The following is a 17,137-nucleotide window of genomic DNA, read 5'->3' as shown; positions in this document are numbered from 1 at the left end:
CTTGGCTCACGCATGCGCAGGCATGCTTACGAAAAAGCGGGCTCGTACGTCAACTCGGCGTTCCGCAGGAGTTTTTACATCGTTGGAAGGATGCTGTAAACCCTCCGCGCAACACGTCCCCTTCCGCGCGGACCCCGATCCGCGCCCCTGACCTCACCGCCGCCCCAGCGTGCTCTCCCGCTCCACCAGCCGGAATTCAGCCGTGAGTTCCCGTCCGACCGGGTCCGATTCCCCCCGCGCCAACAGGTCCAGGGTGCGAACCAGCGACTCGACCGCGAGCCGTGCGATGGCCTGCTTGTCCGGTGAGACCGTGGTCAGTGTCACCGCCCCGTAGCGGCCTTCGGCGATGTCGTCGAAGCCGACCACCGCCACGTCCCACGGCACCCTGAGCCCCCGTTCGTGCAGCACCCGCATCGCACCGATCGCGATCAGGTCGTTGTACGCGAACACCGCGTCGGGCCGCACCCCCGAGTCCAGGAGCCGCGCCATCGCCTCGGCGCCGTCGCCCCGGTCCCAGCCACCGACCGGCGCGACAAGCGAGTCCGGCGCCGACAGGCCCGCGGCGGTCAACTCCGCACGCCAGCCCGCGAGTCGCAGATGCGCGGGCCGGTTCGCCGAGTCCGTACGGGCCCCGAGATAGGCGATCCGGGTACGGCCCCGGCCCAGCAGATGCCGCACCGCCACCCCGGCCGCCGCGACATTGTCGATCGCGATGTGGTCGTACGGCAGGTCGTACTCGCGCTCGCCGAGCAGCACCAGCGGCACATCGTCGTCCCGGGAGCGCAGGTCCTCCGCCTCCAGCTCCAGCGGACTGAGGATCAGACCGTCGATGACCCGGGCCCGGAACCCCTGGCTGACCAGCATCTCCTGCTCACGGTCGCCGCGGGTGTGATCGAGGAGCACCGTCAGATCGTGCTCGGCCGCCGCGTCGATGACCGCGCCCGCCAGCTCCGCGAAGTACGGGTTGCCCAGCTCGGGAACGGCCAGTGCGATGATCCCGGTCCTGCCCTTGCGCAGATGACGGGCCGTCAAATTCGGGCGGTAGCCCAGCTCGTCGATGGCCTGCTGAACGCGTGCCCGCATCGCCGGGGTGACGTGCTGATAGTTGTTCACCACGTTCGACACGGTCTTGATCGAGACGCCCGCGCGTTCCGCGACATCCTTGAGGCTCACCCGCACGCCCACTCCTCCGCATCGATGGACGCCCCTCACCGGGGGCGTTTGTCATGACCCTGGACAGCGCGCCCGGGGCCGTGCTGTCATGCCAACGGCCGTTCCTTCCAACGTTGTACAGACTGTAGCGACGAGCCGCCACCCTTCCTCGGCAAAGGAGGATCCGTGCGCCTGAGACGACTCGGACGACACCTGGCCCTGCTGCTCGCAGGGGCTCTGGGCATCGCCGGACTCACATCCGCCCCGTCCGCTTCCGCGGCCGACGACCAGGTCGAAGTCCATGGCCTGAAGGGCGAGTACTACACCCAGTCGGCCTCCGGGGCCTTCGACTTCCATGAGTTGAAGGCCACCGGATTCGACCCCCAACTCGACTTCGACAGCCTCGAATCCCGCCTCCAGTCCGCCACCGGACGCTCCGACGACGTGAGCGTCCGCTGGACCGGGAAGATCGTGCCGGAGAAATCCGGCCCGACCACCTTCTCGATCATCGGCGACAACGGATTCCGGCTCTGGGTCGACGGCAAACTCACCATCGACCACTGGGTCGACGACTGGGACCGGGAACAGCACTCCCAGCCCGTCGAACTGACCGCGGGCCGCGCCTACGAGTTCAAGGTCGAGTACTTCGAGCACTTCGGAGGCTCCAACCTGCATGTGCGCTGGACCCCGCCCGGCGGCAGCAAGACGGCGATCCCGTCGTCCGCGTTCCGGCTGCCGGACGGCTACTCCTACGACGGGGCCGTCGCCGCCACCGTCCTGAAGACCGGCCGCACCCTGAAGCTGGACTTCGCCCAGCGCCTCACGAAGCCGCCGGCCAATCTCACCGACCACCTCACCGCCGTCATCGGCGGCGCCAAGTGGCCCATCGGAGCGGTCAAGGCCGACCCGTCGGACAACCGGTCGCTGCTGGTCACGCTCAAGGAACCCGTCGTCGGCAAGAAGGGCGGCGGCGCCTCCGGGCTCGCGGACATCCGCTACGACGGCCAGGGCGGACTGGCGTCGGCCCAGGGCAAGGCGGTCGGCGCGTTCTGGAGCAGCGGCCCCAACCGCTCCGAGTACGAGCTGCGCACCCCGTGGGCCGACAAGGTCGGGCCGAACAACGCCCTGCCCGAGTACCCCAGGCCCCAGCTCACCCGGGACGCCTGGCAGAACCTCAACGGCACCTGGGAGTTCGCCGCCGCCACCGAGGGCGAGCAGCCCCCGGTCGGAAAGAAACTGGGCGAGAAGATCCTCGTCCCGTACCCGGTGGAATCCCAGCTCTCCGGCATCCAGCGGCACGAGGACCGCATGTGGTACCGCCGCACCTTCACCGTGCCGAAGAACTGGAAGGTCGGCGACGACCGGCGCCTGAAGCTCAACTTCGGCGCGGTCGACTGGCAGTCGGACGTCTATGTCAACGGCACCAAGGTCGCCTCGCACAAGGGCGGCTACGACAAGTTCAGCGCCGATGTCACGGACGCGCTGAAGCCCGGCCGCACCCAGGAACTCATCGTCGGCGTCTACGACCCGACCGACTCCCGCGACGGCGAGAACCCACCCATCGGCAAGCAGCGCCTGGACCCCAGCGGCATCTGGTACACCCCGTCCTCCGGTATCTGGCAGACCGTCTGGATGGAACCGGTCGCCGCCGACCACGCCGACTCGCTCAAGCTCACCCCCGACGTCAAGGGCGAGAAGCTGACCGTCGAGGTGCGCGGCGTACGCGACGGCGTACCGGTCACGGCCACCGCGTACGAGGGCCGGAAGAAGGTGGGCACCGTGACCGGACGGACCGGCGCGCCGCTCACCCTGAAGATCCCGAAGCCGCGCCTGTGGTCGCCGGACGACCCGTTCCTGTACGACCTCAAGGTCAGCGTCGGCGCCGACCGTCTCAGCAGCTACTTCGGGATGCGGTCCATCGCCGTCGAGAAGGTCGACGGCACCCCGCGCACGGTTCTCAACGGCGAGCCCGTCTTCATGATGGCCACGCTCGACCAGGGCTTCTGGCCCGACGGACTGCACACCGCGCCCACCGACGAAGCCCTCGCCTATGACCTCAAGGCGCACAAGCAGATGGGCTTCAACTCCGTCCGCAAGCACATCAAGGTGGAGCCCGACCGCTGGTTCTACTGGGCCGACAAGCTGGGCCTTCTGGTCTGGCAGGACATGCCGGCCATGACCGCGGGCGTCAACCCCGACGCGGAGTCCCGCGCCACCTACGAGCGCGAGATGAAGGAGATGATCGACGAGCATGTGAACAGCCCCTCGGTGGTCATGTGGGTCACCTTCAACGAGGGCTGGGGCCAGTACGACCAGGCCCGGATCGCCGACCAGGCCAAGGCTTGGGACCCGACCCGCCTGGTCAACAACATGAGCGGCGTCAACTGCTGCGGCGCGGTGGACGGCGGCAACGGCGACCTCGCCGACGCCCACGGCTATCCGAGCCCCCAGATCCCCCGGGCCGACGGCCAACGGGCCCTGGTCAGCGGCGAGTACGGCGGCCTCGGCCTCGCGGTGCCCGGTCACGCCTGGTCCGTGCAGCAGTCCTACGTGGACGTCGACCCGGCGACCTACACCGACGACTACCTGACCAAGCTCGACGAGGTGCGCGCGCTCGCCTGCCGGGGGAGCAACGGCGCCGTGTACACGCAGATATCGGATGTGGAGGGCGAACTCAACGGCCTGGTCACCTATGACCGCAAGGTGGTCAAGCCCGATGTGAAGCGGCTGAAGGCGGCGCACCGGGCGCTGATCGACGACGCGTCACGCGCGGTGCCCGCGGGCTGCCCGGCTTCCTGAGCCGAACGAAAGTCGAACGAAAGGTCCCGACACACCCGCATCACCTGTTCCGCTCCGGTTCGTCCGCGCCCGTACGGGGGACGGGCCGGAGCGGTCCCGTTTCGACCCTTGACGTGTCCCCTCGCGCGCCTGAGAATGAGCGCGCTCTGACAACGTTGTCTGATTGTCGTGCAATTCCGTGGCCCCGCACGGGCTTCGGAGTGACGGGAACGCGACAACGATGTCCACCCCATCCGGAGGTCTTTCACGATGCGATGGACCCGGTCTCTGCGTCTGCGGACCGCAGGGGCGGTGACGGCCGTGACCCTGCTCGGCGGCGCCCTCGCCGGCCCCGCCGTTCAGGCGGCCGAGCCGAGCCACGGTACGAAGGCGGGCCGGCTCACCGATCTGGTCAACCCCTTCATCGGCACCGAGAACGAAGGCAATACCTACCCCGGCGCCGCCGTGCCCTTCGGCATGGTGCAGCTCTCGCCGGACACCGGACACAACACCGGCTACGACTACTCCGAGACCCATATCCGCGGTTTCTCGACCGTCCACCTCTCGGGCGTCGGCTGCGGACTCGGCGGCGATCTGCCCGTCCTGCCGACCACCGGTGACGTGACGCGGACCGACTACGCGACCTACGCGGCGGAGTTCGGCCACGACGACGAGCAGGCGAGCCCCGGCTACTACCGGGTCGGCCTCAAGACGGGCATCGACGCTGAACTGACGGCGACGGAGCGCACCGGAGTGCAGCGCTACACCTTCCCCGCCACGGACAAGGCCAACGTCCTGCTCAACGCGGGCCAGTCGCTGCACCGCACCCGCTCCACCAAGGTCGAGATCCTCGACAACCGCACGGTCCGCACCGCGATCACCGGCAGCCGCTTCTGCCAGGGCACCGAGCCCTACACCGTCTACACGGTCACCCGCTTCGACCGGCCGTTCACCACCTCGGGCACCTGGAACGGCGACACCGTCTCCGAGGGCTCCACTCAGTCGTCCGCGACCACCGGACGCAACGGCGCCTGGGTCCGCTTCGACACCCGGAGCGACCGCACCGTCGAGGCGACCACCGCCCTGTCGTACGTGGACGCCCACGGCGCGGCGCTCAACCTGCGCGCCGAGGGCGGCCGTTCCTTCGACCGGGTCCGCGCCGCCGCGCGCGCCGCCTGGGAGGACCGGCTCGACGACGTACGCGTCCAGGGCGGCGACGAGACCCTGCGGCGGACCTTCTACTCGTCGCTGTACCGGTCGTTCCTCGCGCCCAACATCGGCGGCGACGTCGACGGCCGCTACACCGGCTGGGACCATAAGATCCACCGAGCCGAAGGGTTCACGTACTACCAGAACTGGTCCTTGTGGGACACGTACCGTACGCAGGCCCAACTGCTCTCGCTGCTCGCGCCCCACGAATCGCGGGACATGGCGCTCTCCGTGCTCCGGATCGACCGGGACAGCGGCTGGCTGCCCAAGTGGGGCTACGGCACGGTCGAGACGAACATCATGACCGGCGACCCGGTCACGCCCTACCTCACCAACGCCTACCAGCAGGGGCTGCTCAAGGGGCACGAGGAGGAGGCGTACCAGGCGCTGAAGAAGAACGCCGACGGGGTGCCGCCCACCGCGTCCCCCGCGGTCGGCCGTGAGGCCAACCGCGAGTACATCGCCGGCGGCTTCGTCCCGCACATCAAGGGCCGCCCGCACGCCAAGCCCGGTGACTCGGACTACGACCACGGCGCGTCCGCGACGCTGGAGTACGCGCTGTCCGACGCGGTGCTCGCCGAGATGGCCCGCGACCTCGGCCACGACGCCGACGCGCGGCGCTACGCACGGCGGGCGCAGAACTACCGCTCGGTGTTCGACGCGTCGACCGGTTTCTTCCGCGCGCGGGACGCGTCGGGCACCTTCACCGGATCGGCCGACCCCGCCCGCAGCGAGGGCTTCCACGAGGGCACGTCCTGGCAGTACCAGTGGCTCGTGCCGCAGGACCTGGCGGGCGTGGTCGACCTGATCGGCGGCAGGGACGCCACGAACGGCCGACTCGACTCCTTCTTCGCCTACGACCGACTGCTGAAGGACCCGGCGACGACCGCGCGCGAGGTCTGGGTCAACGGCCCGTACGACTACTACAACGCGGACAAGTACAACCCGCAGAACGAGCCCGACCTCATCGCGCCCTACACCTACCTCTCCACCGGCCAGCCGTGGAAGACCACGGACGTGGTGCACGCGGCACTCACCCTGTTCACGGACACCCCGACCGGCATGACCGGCAACGACGACCTGGGCACGATGTCCGCCTGGAACGTCCTGTCGTCCATCGGGATCTTCCCGGTGCAGCCCGGCACCGACACCTGGGGCCTGTCCACGCCCGTCTTCGAACGGGTCGACCTCACCCTCGACCGGCGCTACTACCCGAAGGGGCACCTCACCGTGCGGGCCCCCGGCACCTCGGACAGCACCCGGTACATCCAGTCGGCGCGCGTGGACGGCGCCTCCTACGGAAGGACGTATCTGAAGACCGACGCACTCCGGGGGATGCGGGAGCTGGCCTTCACGGTCGGCGGTACGCCCTCGGACTGGGGCACCGACACGCAGGCGGTCGCGCCGGCGCTGAAGTGACGGACGGGCGCGCCGTACCTGACGGGTCCGGCGTGCCCTTTCCGCCCTGATGGGGGCCCGTCCGTGCCCCCATCGGCCCAACGTGCCCCAGGAGTCCCGCCCCTCCCCCATGGGGGCGGGACTTAATACGTTGTTAACTGTGCGTAGCATGCTCGTACTTGACCGTAGTTGCTCGTCGGGGATTGACTGCTGATACCGCACCCTCACCGACAGGGCACCTCACCACCGCACCTCCTTCACATGAACCGCACCTCCGTCGACGCGAGAGCAAGCCAATGACCACTGACCTGCTCGCCCCCCTCGACCTGGCGTTCTGGAACATCGAGTCCGCCGAGCACCCCATGCACCTGGCCGCCCTCGGCGTCTTCACGGCCGACGCGCCCGGGACCGCCGAGCACGCCGCGGAACTGCTCGCGGCCCGCGCCGCCACCGTTCCCGGGCTGCGCATGCGGATCCGTGACGTACGGGTGCCGGTCGGCGGCGCGGCCCGTGAGCCCGCGCCCGGCTTCGACCCGCTGGACCATGTCCACCTCGCCGCCCCCGCCGCCGACTTCCACGCGGCGGCCGGCGCCCTCATGGAACGGCCACTCGACCGGGGCAGGCCGCCGTGGGAGGCGCACGTCCTGCCGGGCACCGGCCCGAGCGGGACCTCCTTCGCGGTGCTGTTCAAGTTCCACCACGCCCTCGCCGACGGGCTGCGCGCGCTCACCCTCGCCGCCGGGCTGATGGACCCGACGGGCCTGACGGACGCGGCCCCCGCCCGCCCGTCACCGCGCCCGGCCGACGTGGCTCCGCGTCGTGGTATCCGGCTGCCGGGCCTGGGGTCCGTGACGCCCGGCGACCTCGATCCGCGCAAGCTTCCCGGCCGGCTCCTCGGCACCGTCGCCGATGTGACCCGGGCCCTCGACATCGGCGCCTCCGTGGCCCGCGCCACCTGGGACGTACGCTCCTCACCCGCCCTCACCTCACGCCCCACCGGCACCCGTCGCACCGCGGGCGTCGTCCTCGACCTGGACGAGGTGCACCGCGTCCGCAAGGCGGCCGGCGGCACCGTGAACGACGTGCTGCTCGCCGTCGTCGCGGGAGCCCTGCGCCGCTGGCTGGACGAGCGCGGCGACGGCAGCGCGGGCGTCCTGCCGCGCGCCCTCGTCCCGGTGTCCCGGCGCCGTCCCCGCAGCGCCCATCCGCAGGGCAACCGGCTCTCCGGCTATCTCGTGCGGCTGCCCGTGGACGACCCGGACCCGCTGGCCCGGCTGCGGACCGTGCGCACGGCGATGGACCGCAACAAGGACGCCGGGCCGCACCGGGGTGCCGGTGCCGTCGCGCTGCTCGCCGACCATGTACCCGCGCTCGGGCACCGGCTCGGCGGACCCGTCGTCGCGCAGGCCGCCCGGCTGCTCTTCGACATCCTCGTCACCAGCGTGCCGCTGCCCAGCCTCGGCCTGCGGCTCGGCGGCTGCCCGCTCGCCGAGGTCTACCCGCTCGCCCCGCTCGCCCACGGACAGGCACTCGCCGTCGCCGTCTCCACCTACCGGGGCCGCGTCCACTATGGCCTCGTCGCCGACGCCCGCGCCGTCCCCGACCTCGACGGCCTGGCGGGTGCGCTCCGCGCGGAACTGGCGCTGCTCACGGCTGTGACCTCGACTACCACTGACTGAACTGTTTGGCGTGACCCGGCGCCCCTGCCGTAAAGTTCCGCTTTCGGAACTTCAGGGCGCGAGCGGCACGAGGAACGGCAATGACGGTGACAGAGGACAACCCCGTAACCGGTACGGGCGTGGACCCGCAGTACGGTCCTGGCATCGACCCGGAGCGCCTCGCCGTCTGCCTGAGCGTGCTCGAAGAGCTGGACAAGCTGGACGTCGACCACCCCGACGCGATCCTCGTGCGCCGCGCCACCTCCGGGATCTACCGGACCGTGAAGCAGCGCCGGCGCCAGGACCGGCGGGCCGCCAAGACCGCGCACGACAAGGCCGTCACCGAGGCCACCGCGACAGGCTCCGCCGAGCGCATCGACGACGAGACCCAGGGCATCCTGCCCTCCGGCACCGCCACCGGCGAGATCGCGGGGATACTCCAGCGGCCCCGCTCCTGCTACACGTGCAAGCAGCGGTACGTCGAGGTCGACGTCTTCTACCACCAGCTCTGCCGCGACTGCGCCGCCGAGAACCGCGCCCGGCGCGACGCCCACGCCGACCTCACCGGCAAGCGCGCCCTGCTCACCGGGGGCCGCGCCAAGATCGGTATGTACATCGCGCTGCGGCTGCTGCGGGACGGCGCCCACACGACGATCACCACGCGCTTCCCGAGCGACGCGATCCGCCGTTTCAAGGCGATGCCCGACAGCGACGAGTGGATCCACCGGCTGAAGATCGTCGGCATCGACCTGCGGGACCCCGCGCAGGTCGTCGCCCTCGCCGACTCGGTGGCCGCGGCGGGCCCGCTGGACATCCTCATCAACAACGCCGCGCAGACGGTACGCCGGTCCGCGCAGGCGTACAGCGAACTGCTCGGCGCCGAGTCCGCGCCGCTGCCCGCGGGTGAGCTGCCGTCGGCCCAGGTGATCGGCACCTTCGGGTCCGGCGCGGTCGCCGCACTGCCCGCGGCCAGGGACGGCGGACTCAGCGCCCAGGACGTCACGGAACTGGCCCTGGTCTCCGGTTCGGCGTCCCTGGAGCGGATCGCCGCCGGTACCGCCATCGACGCGGGCGGCCTGGTGCCGGACCTGCACGACAGCAACAGCTGGATCCAGGCCGTGCAGGAGGTCGAGCCGGTCGAACTCCTGGAGGTCCAGCTCTGCAACTCCACCGCGCCGTTCATCCTCATCAGCAGGTTGCGCGCGGCGATGACGGCCGCCGTCGCCGCCGGTTCCCGGCGGGCGTACGTCGTCAACGTGTCCGCGATGGAGGGCGTGTTCAACCGCGGCTACAAGGGCGCGGGTCATCCGCACACCAACATGGCGAAGGCCGCCCTCAACATGCTCACGCGCACCAGCGCCCAGGAGATGTTCGACACCGACCGCATCCTCATGACGGCCGTCGACACCGGCTGGATCACCGACGAGCGCCCCCACCCCGACAAGATCCGCCTGGCCGACGCGGGCTTCCACGCCCCCCTTGACCTGATCGACGGCGCGGCCCGCGTCTACGACCCGATCGTCCGGGGCGAGTCGGGCGAGGACCTGTACGGCGTGTTCCTGAAGGACTACGCGCCGGGCAAGTGGTGACCGTTTTCAGCCGAACTACGACGGCGGCGCGCCGAGCCGTTTCTCGAACCAGTGGTGGGCGTACGGCTCGTCGTTGAAGGCGGCCACCTCCTGGAAGCCGTGTGAGTGGTAGAGGCCGATCGCCGCGTCGAGTGCCTTGTTGGTGTCCAGGCGCAGCAGGTCGCAGCCGTGCCGGGTGGCGCGCGCCTCCAGTTCGGACAGGAACCGGCGGCCGAGGCCGAGGCCCCGGGTGCGTGGCGCGACCCACATCCGTTTGATCTCGGCCGGCGCGCCGGTCGGCAGTCTCAGACCGGCGCAGCCGACGGGTTCGCCGTGCAGCCGGGCGACCAGGAACAGGCCGTGCGGCGGCCGGAGTTCGCCCGGATCGGGCAGCAGGCTCCGGGCCGGGTCGAAGCCGGTGTCGAAGCGCTCCCCTACCTCGGCGGCGTACGACGCCAGGCAGAGCCGCGCGTCGGGGTGGTCCGGGTCGACGGTGTCCAGCGTGACCGTCGCGGCGGTCAGCAGCCGGTCGACCTCGGCCATGGCGGTGACCAGACGGGCACGCTGACCGGTGTTGAGCGGCTCCAGGAGGGAGCCGGCCAGGGCGTCGCTGCGGCCGTCGAGGAGCGCGCGTTCGGTGCGGCCGGCCGGGGTGAGCCGGACCGTGCGCACCCGCCGGTCGCCGGGGTGCGGCTCCACGGTGACCAGACCGTCGCGCTCCAGGGCGCGCAGCAGTCGGCTGACGTACCCGGAGTCGAGCCCGAGACGCTCCCGCAGCCGCCGTACGTCCTGGCCCTTCTCGTCGATCTCCCAGAGCAGCCGGGCCTCGCCGATGGGCCGGTCACCGCCCAGGTAGTGGTCATGGAGCACACCCACGCGTTCCGTGACGGTGCGGTTGAACCGCCGTACCTGCTCGATCTGCGCCGCGTGCTCGTTCCTTGTGGCGTCCTCGTTCCGTACCGCTTTCATTCTCTGACTCTAGTCAGAGAACCCGGGGCGGGCCAGCGGGGAGTCCGTCAGGGAACCTTTCGTGACGTGCGGCGGGCCGCCGCCGCGACCAGTTCCAGGACCGGGTGCCAGTCCTCCAGGACCCCGGCGTCCAGGCCCACGACCTTGGCCGCGTCGTCCGCCTGCCGCAGGGTCACCGCGTCCGCCGCGTTCGGATCGGCTTCGAACGCCCTCACCTCTTCGGGGCTCATCGCCCCGCCCTGCGTCATCAGGGTCAGCACGCTCTGCCGGGTCAGTGGGTGCCCTGGTTCGGTCGTCGCCAGATACCGCTTCGCCGGGACATGCAGGGCCACCAGGCGGGCCACCCGCTCGCCGAGCAGGGGTCGAACCGCGTCGGCCGCGTGCTGAGCGTGCCGGGCGTCGTCACCCGGACGGAGTAGTTGGCCGATGTCATGCGTCAGGCCCGCGACCTGTAGTTCCTTGTCACTCGGGTGACTCCGGCGCAGCAGCGCCGCCGTCTGGAGCGCGTGGTCGTGCAGATCCACCGGATCCCCGCTGCGGTCCGGTGTGTCCCACGCGCCACGGCAGGCGTGCAGCAGATCCATCAGCTCCTCGACGCTGCGCAGCTCCATGCGTCACTCCTCCCTCGTGACTGGAAGACCGGCACAAGGCAGCAGATCATGGCCGAATGAACACCAGGCGTCCTGGAACGGTCGCACTTCTTTCGGCGCTATCGAGCGGCCACCCGCTCATTTGGTTAGGCTGTAGCGGACGGACAACACCAAGGGGTCCCACCCACACCCACCGTCCGTCCCGGGAACGAGCCGCTCACCACGGCCCGCCTCCGCAGTGAGTCATAGGCGCCACCGCGTCCGCATTGCCCTCAACTCAGCCCGAGTGGGCGTCCGGCGCCTGGAGACAAGGCAGGGCCGACGCGACCCGAGGGTTACCCGACACATAAGGAGTGCGCGGTGACACCAGAGAAGACAGACAGCGAGCAACGTCCCAAGGAACGTACCGACCGGGCGTCCCTCCGCAAGGCGGAGAAGCTGGGCAGCCTGGAAGTGTGGTCCCGTTCGGCGCCGATCCGGCTGGCCGGCTACGAGGACGACCTCGCCGAGCCCCACATCCTGCCGAGCGTCGACTGACCCACCCGGGTTCCAGGACGTCTGCCGACCGGCAGGGGCGTGAATCTCACGCCTCTGCCGGTCTTTCGTGTGCCGCTCTCCGTGCCGCTCGTGGTGTCGCTCGCCGTGCCGGGACGTCGTCTCCGGACGATCGTCGGATCAATTCTTCAACTTGAGCTTGTGCACGCCCCATTGACAGATATTCAGGCCGCCCCAATCATCAAACCTCCGATGACTGCACCCGTACCCCACGCGATCGTGCACAAAGGAGTGCCGCTGATGAGTACGTACCCCAGACGTCAGGTCCTCGGTGCGGCGGCCGGTGTGGCCGCAGCCGCTGCTCTACCGCTCGTCGCCGCGGACCCTGCGTCCGCCGCCCCGGCCGCGCTCCCCGGCACCGAGGCCGGCGAGGGGCGGGGCGACCCGTGGGGCACCGCGCCCGATCCGGTGCCCGTGCCCCTGGACGCCCTGTTCGACAACGACGGCATCGACACCGCCGGAGCGCGCGGCGGCAACTTCGACGGCTCCGGCTACACCTTCCCCGGCGAGGAACTTCCCGCGGGCCGTGTCGTGGTGGACGGCGTCCCGTTCATGTTCCCGTCGTCCGCCGCGGGCGCCAAGAACAACGTCGTCGCGATGGGCCAGCGCGTCGAACTGCCCCCGGGCCGCTATCTTTCGGCCGTGTTCCTGACGGCGGGCAGCTACGGCGAGGCGTCCGGGCACGCGACCGTGCACTACGCCGACGGCTCCACCTCGGGCGCGGGCCTCGGCGGCTCCGACTGGTACTCCGGCTCCGGCGCGCTGTCGGCGCCGTACCGCTACAAGCCGGACGGGACGAAGGACGAGCACCGGGTCGGCATGGGGGTCGGCGAGATCTGGCTGGACCCGCAGCGCGAAGCCGTCGCCGTTACCCTGCCCACCACCAACCCGGCGCAGGAGAACAAGACATCCCTGCACGTCTTCGCGCTGTCCCTGCAACCGGCCGCCGTGGGACGGGCGTTGGTCCTGCGGGACGCGCACACGACGAACTCGCTCCTGGAGTCGTCGGGGGCGCAGAGCGTCGAGGCGACCGTCGTCAACGCGGGCTCCGTCGCCGTACTCGCCGCCGACCGGCTGACCGTGAGCGTGGACGTGCCCGGCGCCCGGACCACGGAACCCGCGCGCGTCACCCGGCTGCTGCCCGGCGAACAGGCCCGGGTACGCGTCGGCATCCGCAACCGCGCCGGGGTGCGCCCCGGCACCGTCCAGAGCGGCCGGGTCCTCGCCACCGGGCGCGGCGCCACGGCCGCGACCAGCAGTCGCGACCTCACCCTGGGCGTCCCCGACTATCTGCCCACCGACGACTCGCTCGCCGGCCACCAGGCGCCGTACTGGTTCCACGCCGCGAAGTTCGGCATCTTCATCCACTGGGGCCTGTACTCGGTGCCCGCCTGGTCGCCGGTCGGCAAGCAGTACGCCGAGTGGTACTGGAACCACCTCCAGAGCCCCGACAACGAGGTGTACGCGTACCACGAGCAGAAGTACGGGCGGGACTTCGCGTACGACGACTTCATCCCGATGTTCCGCGCGGAGCGGTTCGACCCGCGCGCGTGGGTGGAGCTGTTCCGGGACGCGGGCGCGCAGTACCACGTCCTGACGTCGAAGCACCATGAGGGCTTCGCGCTGTGGGACACCAAGGTCTCCGACCGCAACTCCGTGAAGATGGGCCCCAAACGGGACCTGATCAAGGAACTCTTCGACGCGTCCAAGCGGTACACGCCCGAGCTGCACCGCGGTCTGTACTTCTCGATGCCCGAGTGGTTCAACCCGGACAACCCGTGGATGGGCCACGCGCCGCGCAACCCGTACACGCAGGCACCGGTCCCGTACACCGGCTACACCGCGGGCAAGGACTATGTGAAGGACTACCAGGCCCCGCAGATGCGGGAGTTGATCCACGGCTACGACCCGCAGGTCATCTGGTGCGACATCGGCGGCGTCAACGACAGCCGGAACGTCATCGCCGAGTACTTCAACCACGGCAAGAACCGCCCCCAGCCGTACGAGGTCGCCGTCAACAACCGCTCAGGGATCCCGTTCCACGACTTCACGACGCCCGAGTACACGACGTACGAGAACACGGTCGTCGCGAAGTGGGAGTCCAGCCGTGGTCTGGACCCGTTCAGCTACGGCTACAACCAGGCGACGCCCGACGACCGTTACATGACCACCGAGGAGGTCGTGCACAGCCTCGTCGACATCGTCAGCAAGAACGGCAACTTCCTGCTCGACATCGGCCCCCGCGCGGACGGCACGATCCCCGAGATCATGCAGACCCGGCTACGGGAGACGGGGGAGTGGCTGAAGGTCAACGGCGAGGCGATCTACGACACCACGTACTGGTCGCGGATGGCGCAGCTCGGCCAGGACCTGCGGTTCACGGTCCGGCAGAACCGCGCCTTCTACATCCACTCCCTGGCGGCGCCCGGCGCGAAGCTCACCGTCGAGGCACCGGTACCGATCCGCTCCGGTGACAAGGTCACGCTGCTCGGGTACCGGCGTCCGCTGACCTGGACGGTCCGGGGCGGTGCGCTCGTCATCGACGTCCCGGAGGCGGCGCGCAGGTCGGGGAAGCATGTGTGGGTGTTCAAGGTGGACTGGCAGTAGGGATCCGCCGAGCTGTCATCTATGACAGACCGTCAAAGTGCGGGCCCGGTACGCGTGTTCACGCGGGTGCCGGGCCCGTGCTCTCCCGTTCGATCAGGGTGGGCACCGGCACCTGTACGGTCCCCGCCGGGCCGCCGTCCAGGAGAGCCAGGAGTTCCCGCGCGGCTGTCCGTCCGAAGGACACCGTGTCGCGGGAGAGCGCCGACAGCCATGGCTTGACCATGCGGCACAGCGCCGAGTCCTCCCACGCCACGATCGACACATCACCCGGCACCGAGAAGCCGAGCCCGACGGCGGCGGCGACCCCGGCCACGGCCATCACATCGTTGTCGTAGACGAGCGCGGTCGGCGGCCGGCCCGCCCCGAGGACCCCTCGGGTGACCGCCGCGCCCTCCGCGTCCGAGTAGTCCGTGGGCACCGAGCGGACCTCGGCGAGCCCACGCCGCTCGGCCTCCGCGCGCAGCGCCCGCATCCGGCGCTCGGTGTGCGCGAGGCCCGGCAGGCCCGCGATGTGCACGATCCGCCGGTGCCCCAGCGCGTACAGCCGGTCCACCACGGCGACCATCGCGCCCGCGTCGTCCGCCCACACCGTGGACAGGCCCGGATGGTCCGTGTCCGGCACACCGCCGATCACCACGGCGGGCAGGCCGAGTTCGTCGAGGAGCGCGGGCCGGGGGTCGTCGGTGCGCGGGTCGACCACCAGGACACCGTCCACCCGGTGCTCGGCCCACCACCGCCGGTACACCGCGCACTCCGCGTCCACGTCCTCCACCACCTGGAACAGCAGCCCGAGGTGACGCTCCGCCAGGACTTCCTGGACGCCGGAGATGAGCTGGAGGAAGAACGAGTCCACGCCGAGGGTGTCGGCGGGCCGGGCCACCACCAGACCGACCGTCGCCGAGCCCTCTCCGGACAGGGCGCGCGCGGCGGTGCTGGGCCGCCAGCCCAACTGCTCGGCGACCCGGCGCACCCGGTCGCGGGTGATCTCGGAGACCCCGGGCCGGTCGTTGAGCGCGAAGGACACCGCGCTCTCCGAAACCCCGGCGCGGCGCGCGATGTCCTTCATCGTCGGCCGGCGCGCGGGAGACCTCTTGCCTTGCACTCGTGCCCCCTCTGGCTGCCGTGCCGGCTTCCGCCGTGCTGGTTCACCGCACCTTGCCCCGCTCGGACTAATGCGCTTGAGCAGTCACACTCTAAAGCGCATTAGTCCGGAACCGCAAGAGGCGATTTCAACCTTCTGACCTGGGTCTTTGCTGGACGGGTGCATTTATTTGCGGTGAATCCATTGACTTTTCATCCGGCCGCGCTGCAAGGTCGGCCTCGGCATGATTCGCCACCGCAGCAAAGGAGCCTCATCACCGTGCGCATCTCACGCAGGGCAGTCGCCGCTGCCGCCGCTCTCGCCGTCCTCCTGCCGCTGAGCGCCTGTGGCTCCGGGGACGGAAGCGGTGGTTCGACGGACGCGTCGGGGAAGATCGAGGGTGACATCACCTTCCAGACCTGGAACCTCCGCGCCAACTTCAAGCCGTACTTCGAGGGCCTGATCGCCGACTTCGAGGAGAAGTACCCCGGCACCAAGGTCAAGTGGGTCGACCAGCCAGGGGAGGGCTACGCCGACAAGATCAGCGCGGATGCCGCCGGCGGGACGCTGCCCGATGTCGTCAATGTCTCGCCGGACCTCGTCGCCCCGCTCGCCAAGGCCGGACTCGCCCTCGACCTCGACAAGTCGGCGGCCAAGTTCCGCGACGAGTATCTGCCGGGCGCCTGGGCCGGGCACCAGATACCGGGCATGAAGGGCACGTACGCCTTCCCCTGGTACCTCAACACCGGGCCCCTCTTCTACAACAAGCGCCTGTTCGAGCAGGCCGGACTCGACGCGTCGAAGCCCCCGAAGACGTACGACGAAGTCTTCGCCAGCGGGCTTCAGTTGGCGCAGAAGTCCCAGGGCAAGGTCGCCACCCTCGCCAACGTCCCCACCGTCGAGGACTTCGGCCGCTACGGCGTGCCCCTGATGAACCAGGAGGGCACCGGCTTCACCTTCAACGACGCGAAGGGAGTCGAACTCCTCACCCACTACAAGGAGTTGTACGACGCCAAGGCGCTCGACCCGCAGGCGCTCACCGCGACCCCCGAGTCCGCCGGGAAGAAGTTCCTCACCGAGGCCGTCGCCATGAACCCGGGCAGCGCCCTCGACCTCGACAAGTTCAAGAAGGACGCGCCGAACCTCTACAAGAACATCGGGATCACCGACCAGATCACCAGCACCGGCAAGGTCAACATGTATGTGATGGGCGTGATGGTCAACGCGAACACCAAGCGGACGCCCGCCGCCGTCGCCTTCGCGCACTGGGTCACCGACGCGCGTCACCAGATGGAGTTCGCCAAGCAGGTCGCGATCTTCCCGAGCACCCAAGGGTCCCTGGACGACCCGTACTTCACCAAGCAGGACGGCACGGACGAGACCCGGGTCAGGGTCGCCGCCGCCGAGTCCCTGAAGACCGCCGAGAACTACACGCCCGTCCTGTTCAGCGAGCAGATGAAGGTCGAGCTGCGTAACGCCGTCGCGCGGGCGCTCCAGGGCAAGGAGAGCCCCAAGGAAGCGCTCGACAACGCTGTCAAGGCGTGCGACCGGCTGCTTCAGCAGAGCTGAGAC

At 70.1% G+C, this 17,137-nt stretch carries 11 protein-coding genes; 7 read left to right on the top strand and 4 right to left on the bottom strand.

What is annotated here, in order from left to right; translation table 11 throughout:
• Positions 1-153: 153 nt before the first annotated feature.
• Positions 154-1,179 (bottom strand): LacI family DNA-binding transcriptional regulator, encoded by a 1,026-nt coding sequence (locus ACFVT5_RS32295; RefSeq protein WP_389895308.1) that lies wholly within the window; start codon positions 1,177-1,179, stop codon positions 154-156.
• Positions 1,180-1,338: 159 nt separating this feature from the next.
• On the opposite strand from ACFVT5_RS32295, the gene ACFVT5_RS32290 reads away from it, so the two are divergent.
• The 4 genes from ACFVT5_RS32290 to ACFVT5_RS32275 all read left to right on the top strand — a co-directional run bounded on the left by ACFVT5_RS32290 (position 1,339) and on the right by ACFVT5_RS32275 (position 9,784).
• Positions 1,339-3,951: a PA14 domain-containing protein gene (locus ACFVT5_RS32290; protein ID WP_389895306.1), complete on the top strand. Its 2,613-nt coding sequence runs from the start codon at positions 1,339-1,341 to the stop codon at positions 3,949-3,951.
• A gap of 249 nt (positions 3,952-4,200) precedes the next feature.
• Positions 4,201-6,558 carry a GH92 family glycosyl hydrolase gene (locus ACFVT5_RS32285; protein WP_389895304.1) on the top strand — a complete coding sequence of 786 codons (2,358 nt, stop codon included), beginning with the start codon at positions 4,201-4,203 and terminating at the stop codon, positions 6,556-6,558.
• 275 nt (positions 6,559-6,833) lie between these two features.
• A complete protein-coding gene (locus tag ACFVT5_RS32280) occupies positions 6,834-8,216 on the top strand; it encodes a wax ester/triacylglycerol synthase family O-acyltransferase (RefSeq protein WP_389895302.1) in 1,383 nt (460 codons plus the stop codon).
• Positions 8,217-8,296: 80 nt separating this feature from the next.
• Positions 8,297-9,784 carry an SDR family NAD(P)-dependent oxidoreductase gene (locus ACFVT5_RS32275; protein ID WP_389895300.1) on the top strand — a complete coding sequence of 496 codons (1,488 nt, stop codon included), beginning with the start codon at positions 8,297-8,299 and terminating at the stop codon, positions 9,782-9,784.
• A 15-nt stretch (positions 9,785-9,799) separates the two neighbouring features.
• Here the strand turns inward: ACFVT5_RS32275 and ACFVT5_RS32270 are convergent, their stop codons facing one another.
• Complete coding sequence (locus ACFVT5_RS32270) at positions 9,800-10,732, bottom strand: GNAT family N-acetyltransferase (protein WP_389895298.1); 933 nt, start codon at positions 10,730-10,732, stop codon at positions 9,800-9,802.
• 47 nt (positions 10,733-10,779) lie between these two features.
• Positions 10,780-11,343: an HD domain-containing protein gene (locus ACFVT5_RS32265; RefSeq protein ID WP_389895296.1), complete on the bottom strand. Its 564-nt coding sequence runs from the start codon at positions 11,341-11,343 to the stop codon at positions 10,780-10,782.
• Between the two features lie 339 nt (positions 11,344-11,682).
• Between ACFVT5_RS32265 and ACFVT5_RS32260 the strand changes: the two genes are divergently transcribed.
• The gene (locus tag ACFVT5_RS32260) at positions 11,683-11,859 is read left to right on the top strand and encodes a hypothetical protein (protein ID WP_389895294.1); all 177 of its coding nucleotides are present in this window, start codon (positions 11,683-11,685) and stop codon (positions 11,857-11,859) included.
• Between the two features lie 258 nt (positions 11,860-12,117).
• Positions 12,118-14,484 (top strand): alpha-L-fucosidase, encoded by a 2,367-nt coding sequence (locus tag ACFVT5_RS32255; RefSeq protein ID WP_389895292.1) that lies wholly within the window; start codon positions 12,118-12,120, stop codon positions 14,482-14,484.
• Between the two features lie 58 nt (positions 14,485-14,542).
• On the opposite strand, the gene ACFVT5_RS32250 is transcribed toward ACFVT5_RS32255, so the two are convergent.
• The gene (locus ACFVT5_RS32250; protein WP_389895290.1) at positions 14,543-15,586 is read right to left on the bottom strand and encodes a LacI family DNA-binding transcriptional regulator; all 1,044 of its coding nucleotides are present in this window, start codon (positions 15,584-15,586) and stop codon (positions 14,543-14,545) included.
• A 258-nt stretch (positions 15,587-15,844) separates the two neighbouring features.
• Between ACFVT5_RS32250 and ACFVT5_RS32245 the strand changes: the two genes are divergently transcribed.
• On the top strand, positions 15,845-17,134 hold the full coding sequence (locus ACFVT5_RS32245; protein WP_389895288.1) for an ABC transporter substrate-binding protein: 1,290 nt from the start codon (positions 15,845-15,847) through the stop codon (positions 17,132-17,134).
• Positions 17,135-17,137: the final 3 nt, after the last annotated feature.

This window comes from Streptomyces sp. NPDC058001 (assembly GCF_042886315.1).
In the GTDB taxonomy this organism is placed as follows: Bacteria; Actinomycetota; Actinomycetes; order Streptomycetales; family Streptomycetaceae; genus Streptomyces.
This window is presented reverse-complemented; position numbering and strand designations above follow the sequence as displayed.

Coding starts and splice junctions, on each gene's coding strand:
- ACFVT5_RS32285 (WP_389895304.1), top strand. CDS start 4,201: ATGCGATGGACCCGGTCTCTGCGTCTGCGGACCGCAGGGGCGGTGACG.
- ACFVT5_RS32280 (WP_389895302.1), top strand. CDS start 6,834: ATGACCACTGACCTGCTCGCCCCCCTCGACCTGGCGTTCTGGAACATC.
- ACFVT5_RS32275 (WP_389895300.1), top strand. CDS start 8,297: ATGACGGTGACAGAGGACAACCCCGTAACCGGTACGGGCGTGGACCCG.
- ACFVT5_RS32270 (WP_389895298.1), bottom strand. CDS start 10,732: ATGAAAGCGGTACGGAACGAGGACGCCACAAGGAACGAGCACGCGGCG.
- ACFVT5_RS32265 (WP_389895296.1), bottom strand. CDS start 11,343: ATGGAGCTGCGCAGCGTCGAGGAGCTGATGGATCTGCTGCACGCCTGC.
- ACFVT5_RS32255 (WP_389895292.1), top strand. CDS start 12,118: ATGAGTACGTACCCCAGACGTCAGGTCCTCGGTGCGGCGGCCGGTGTG.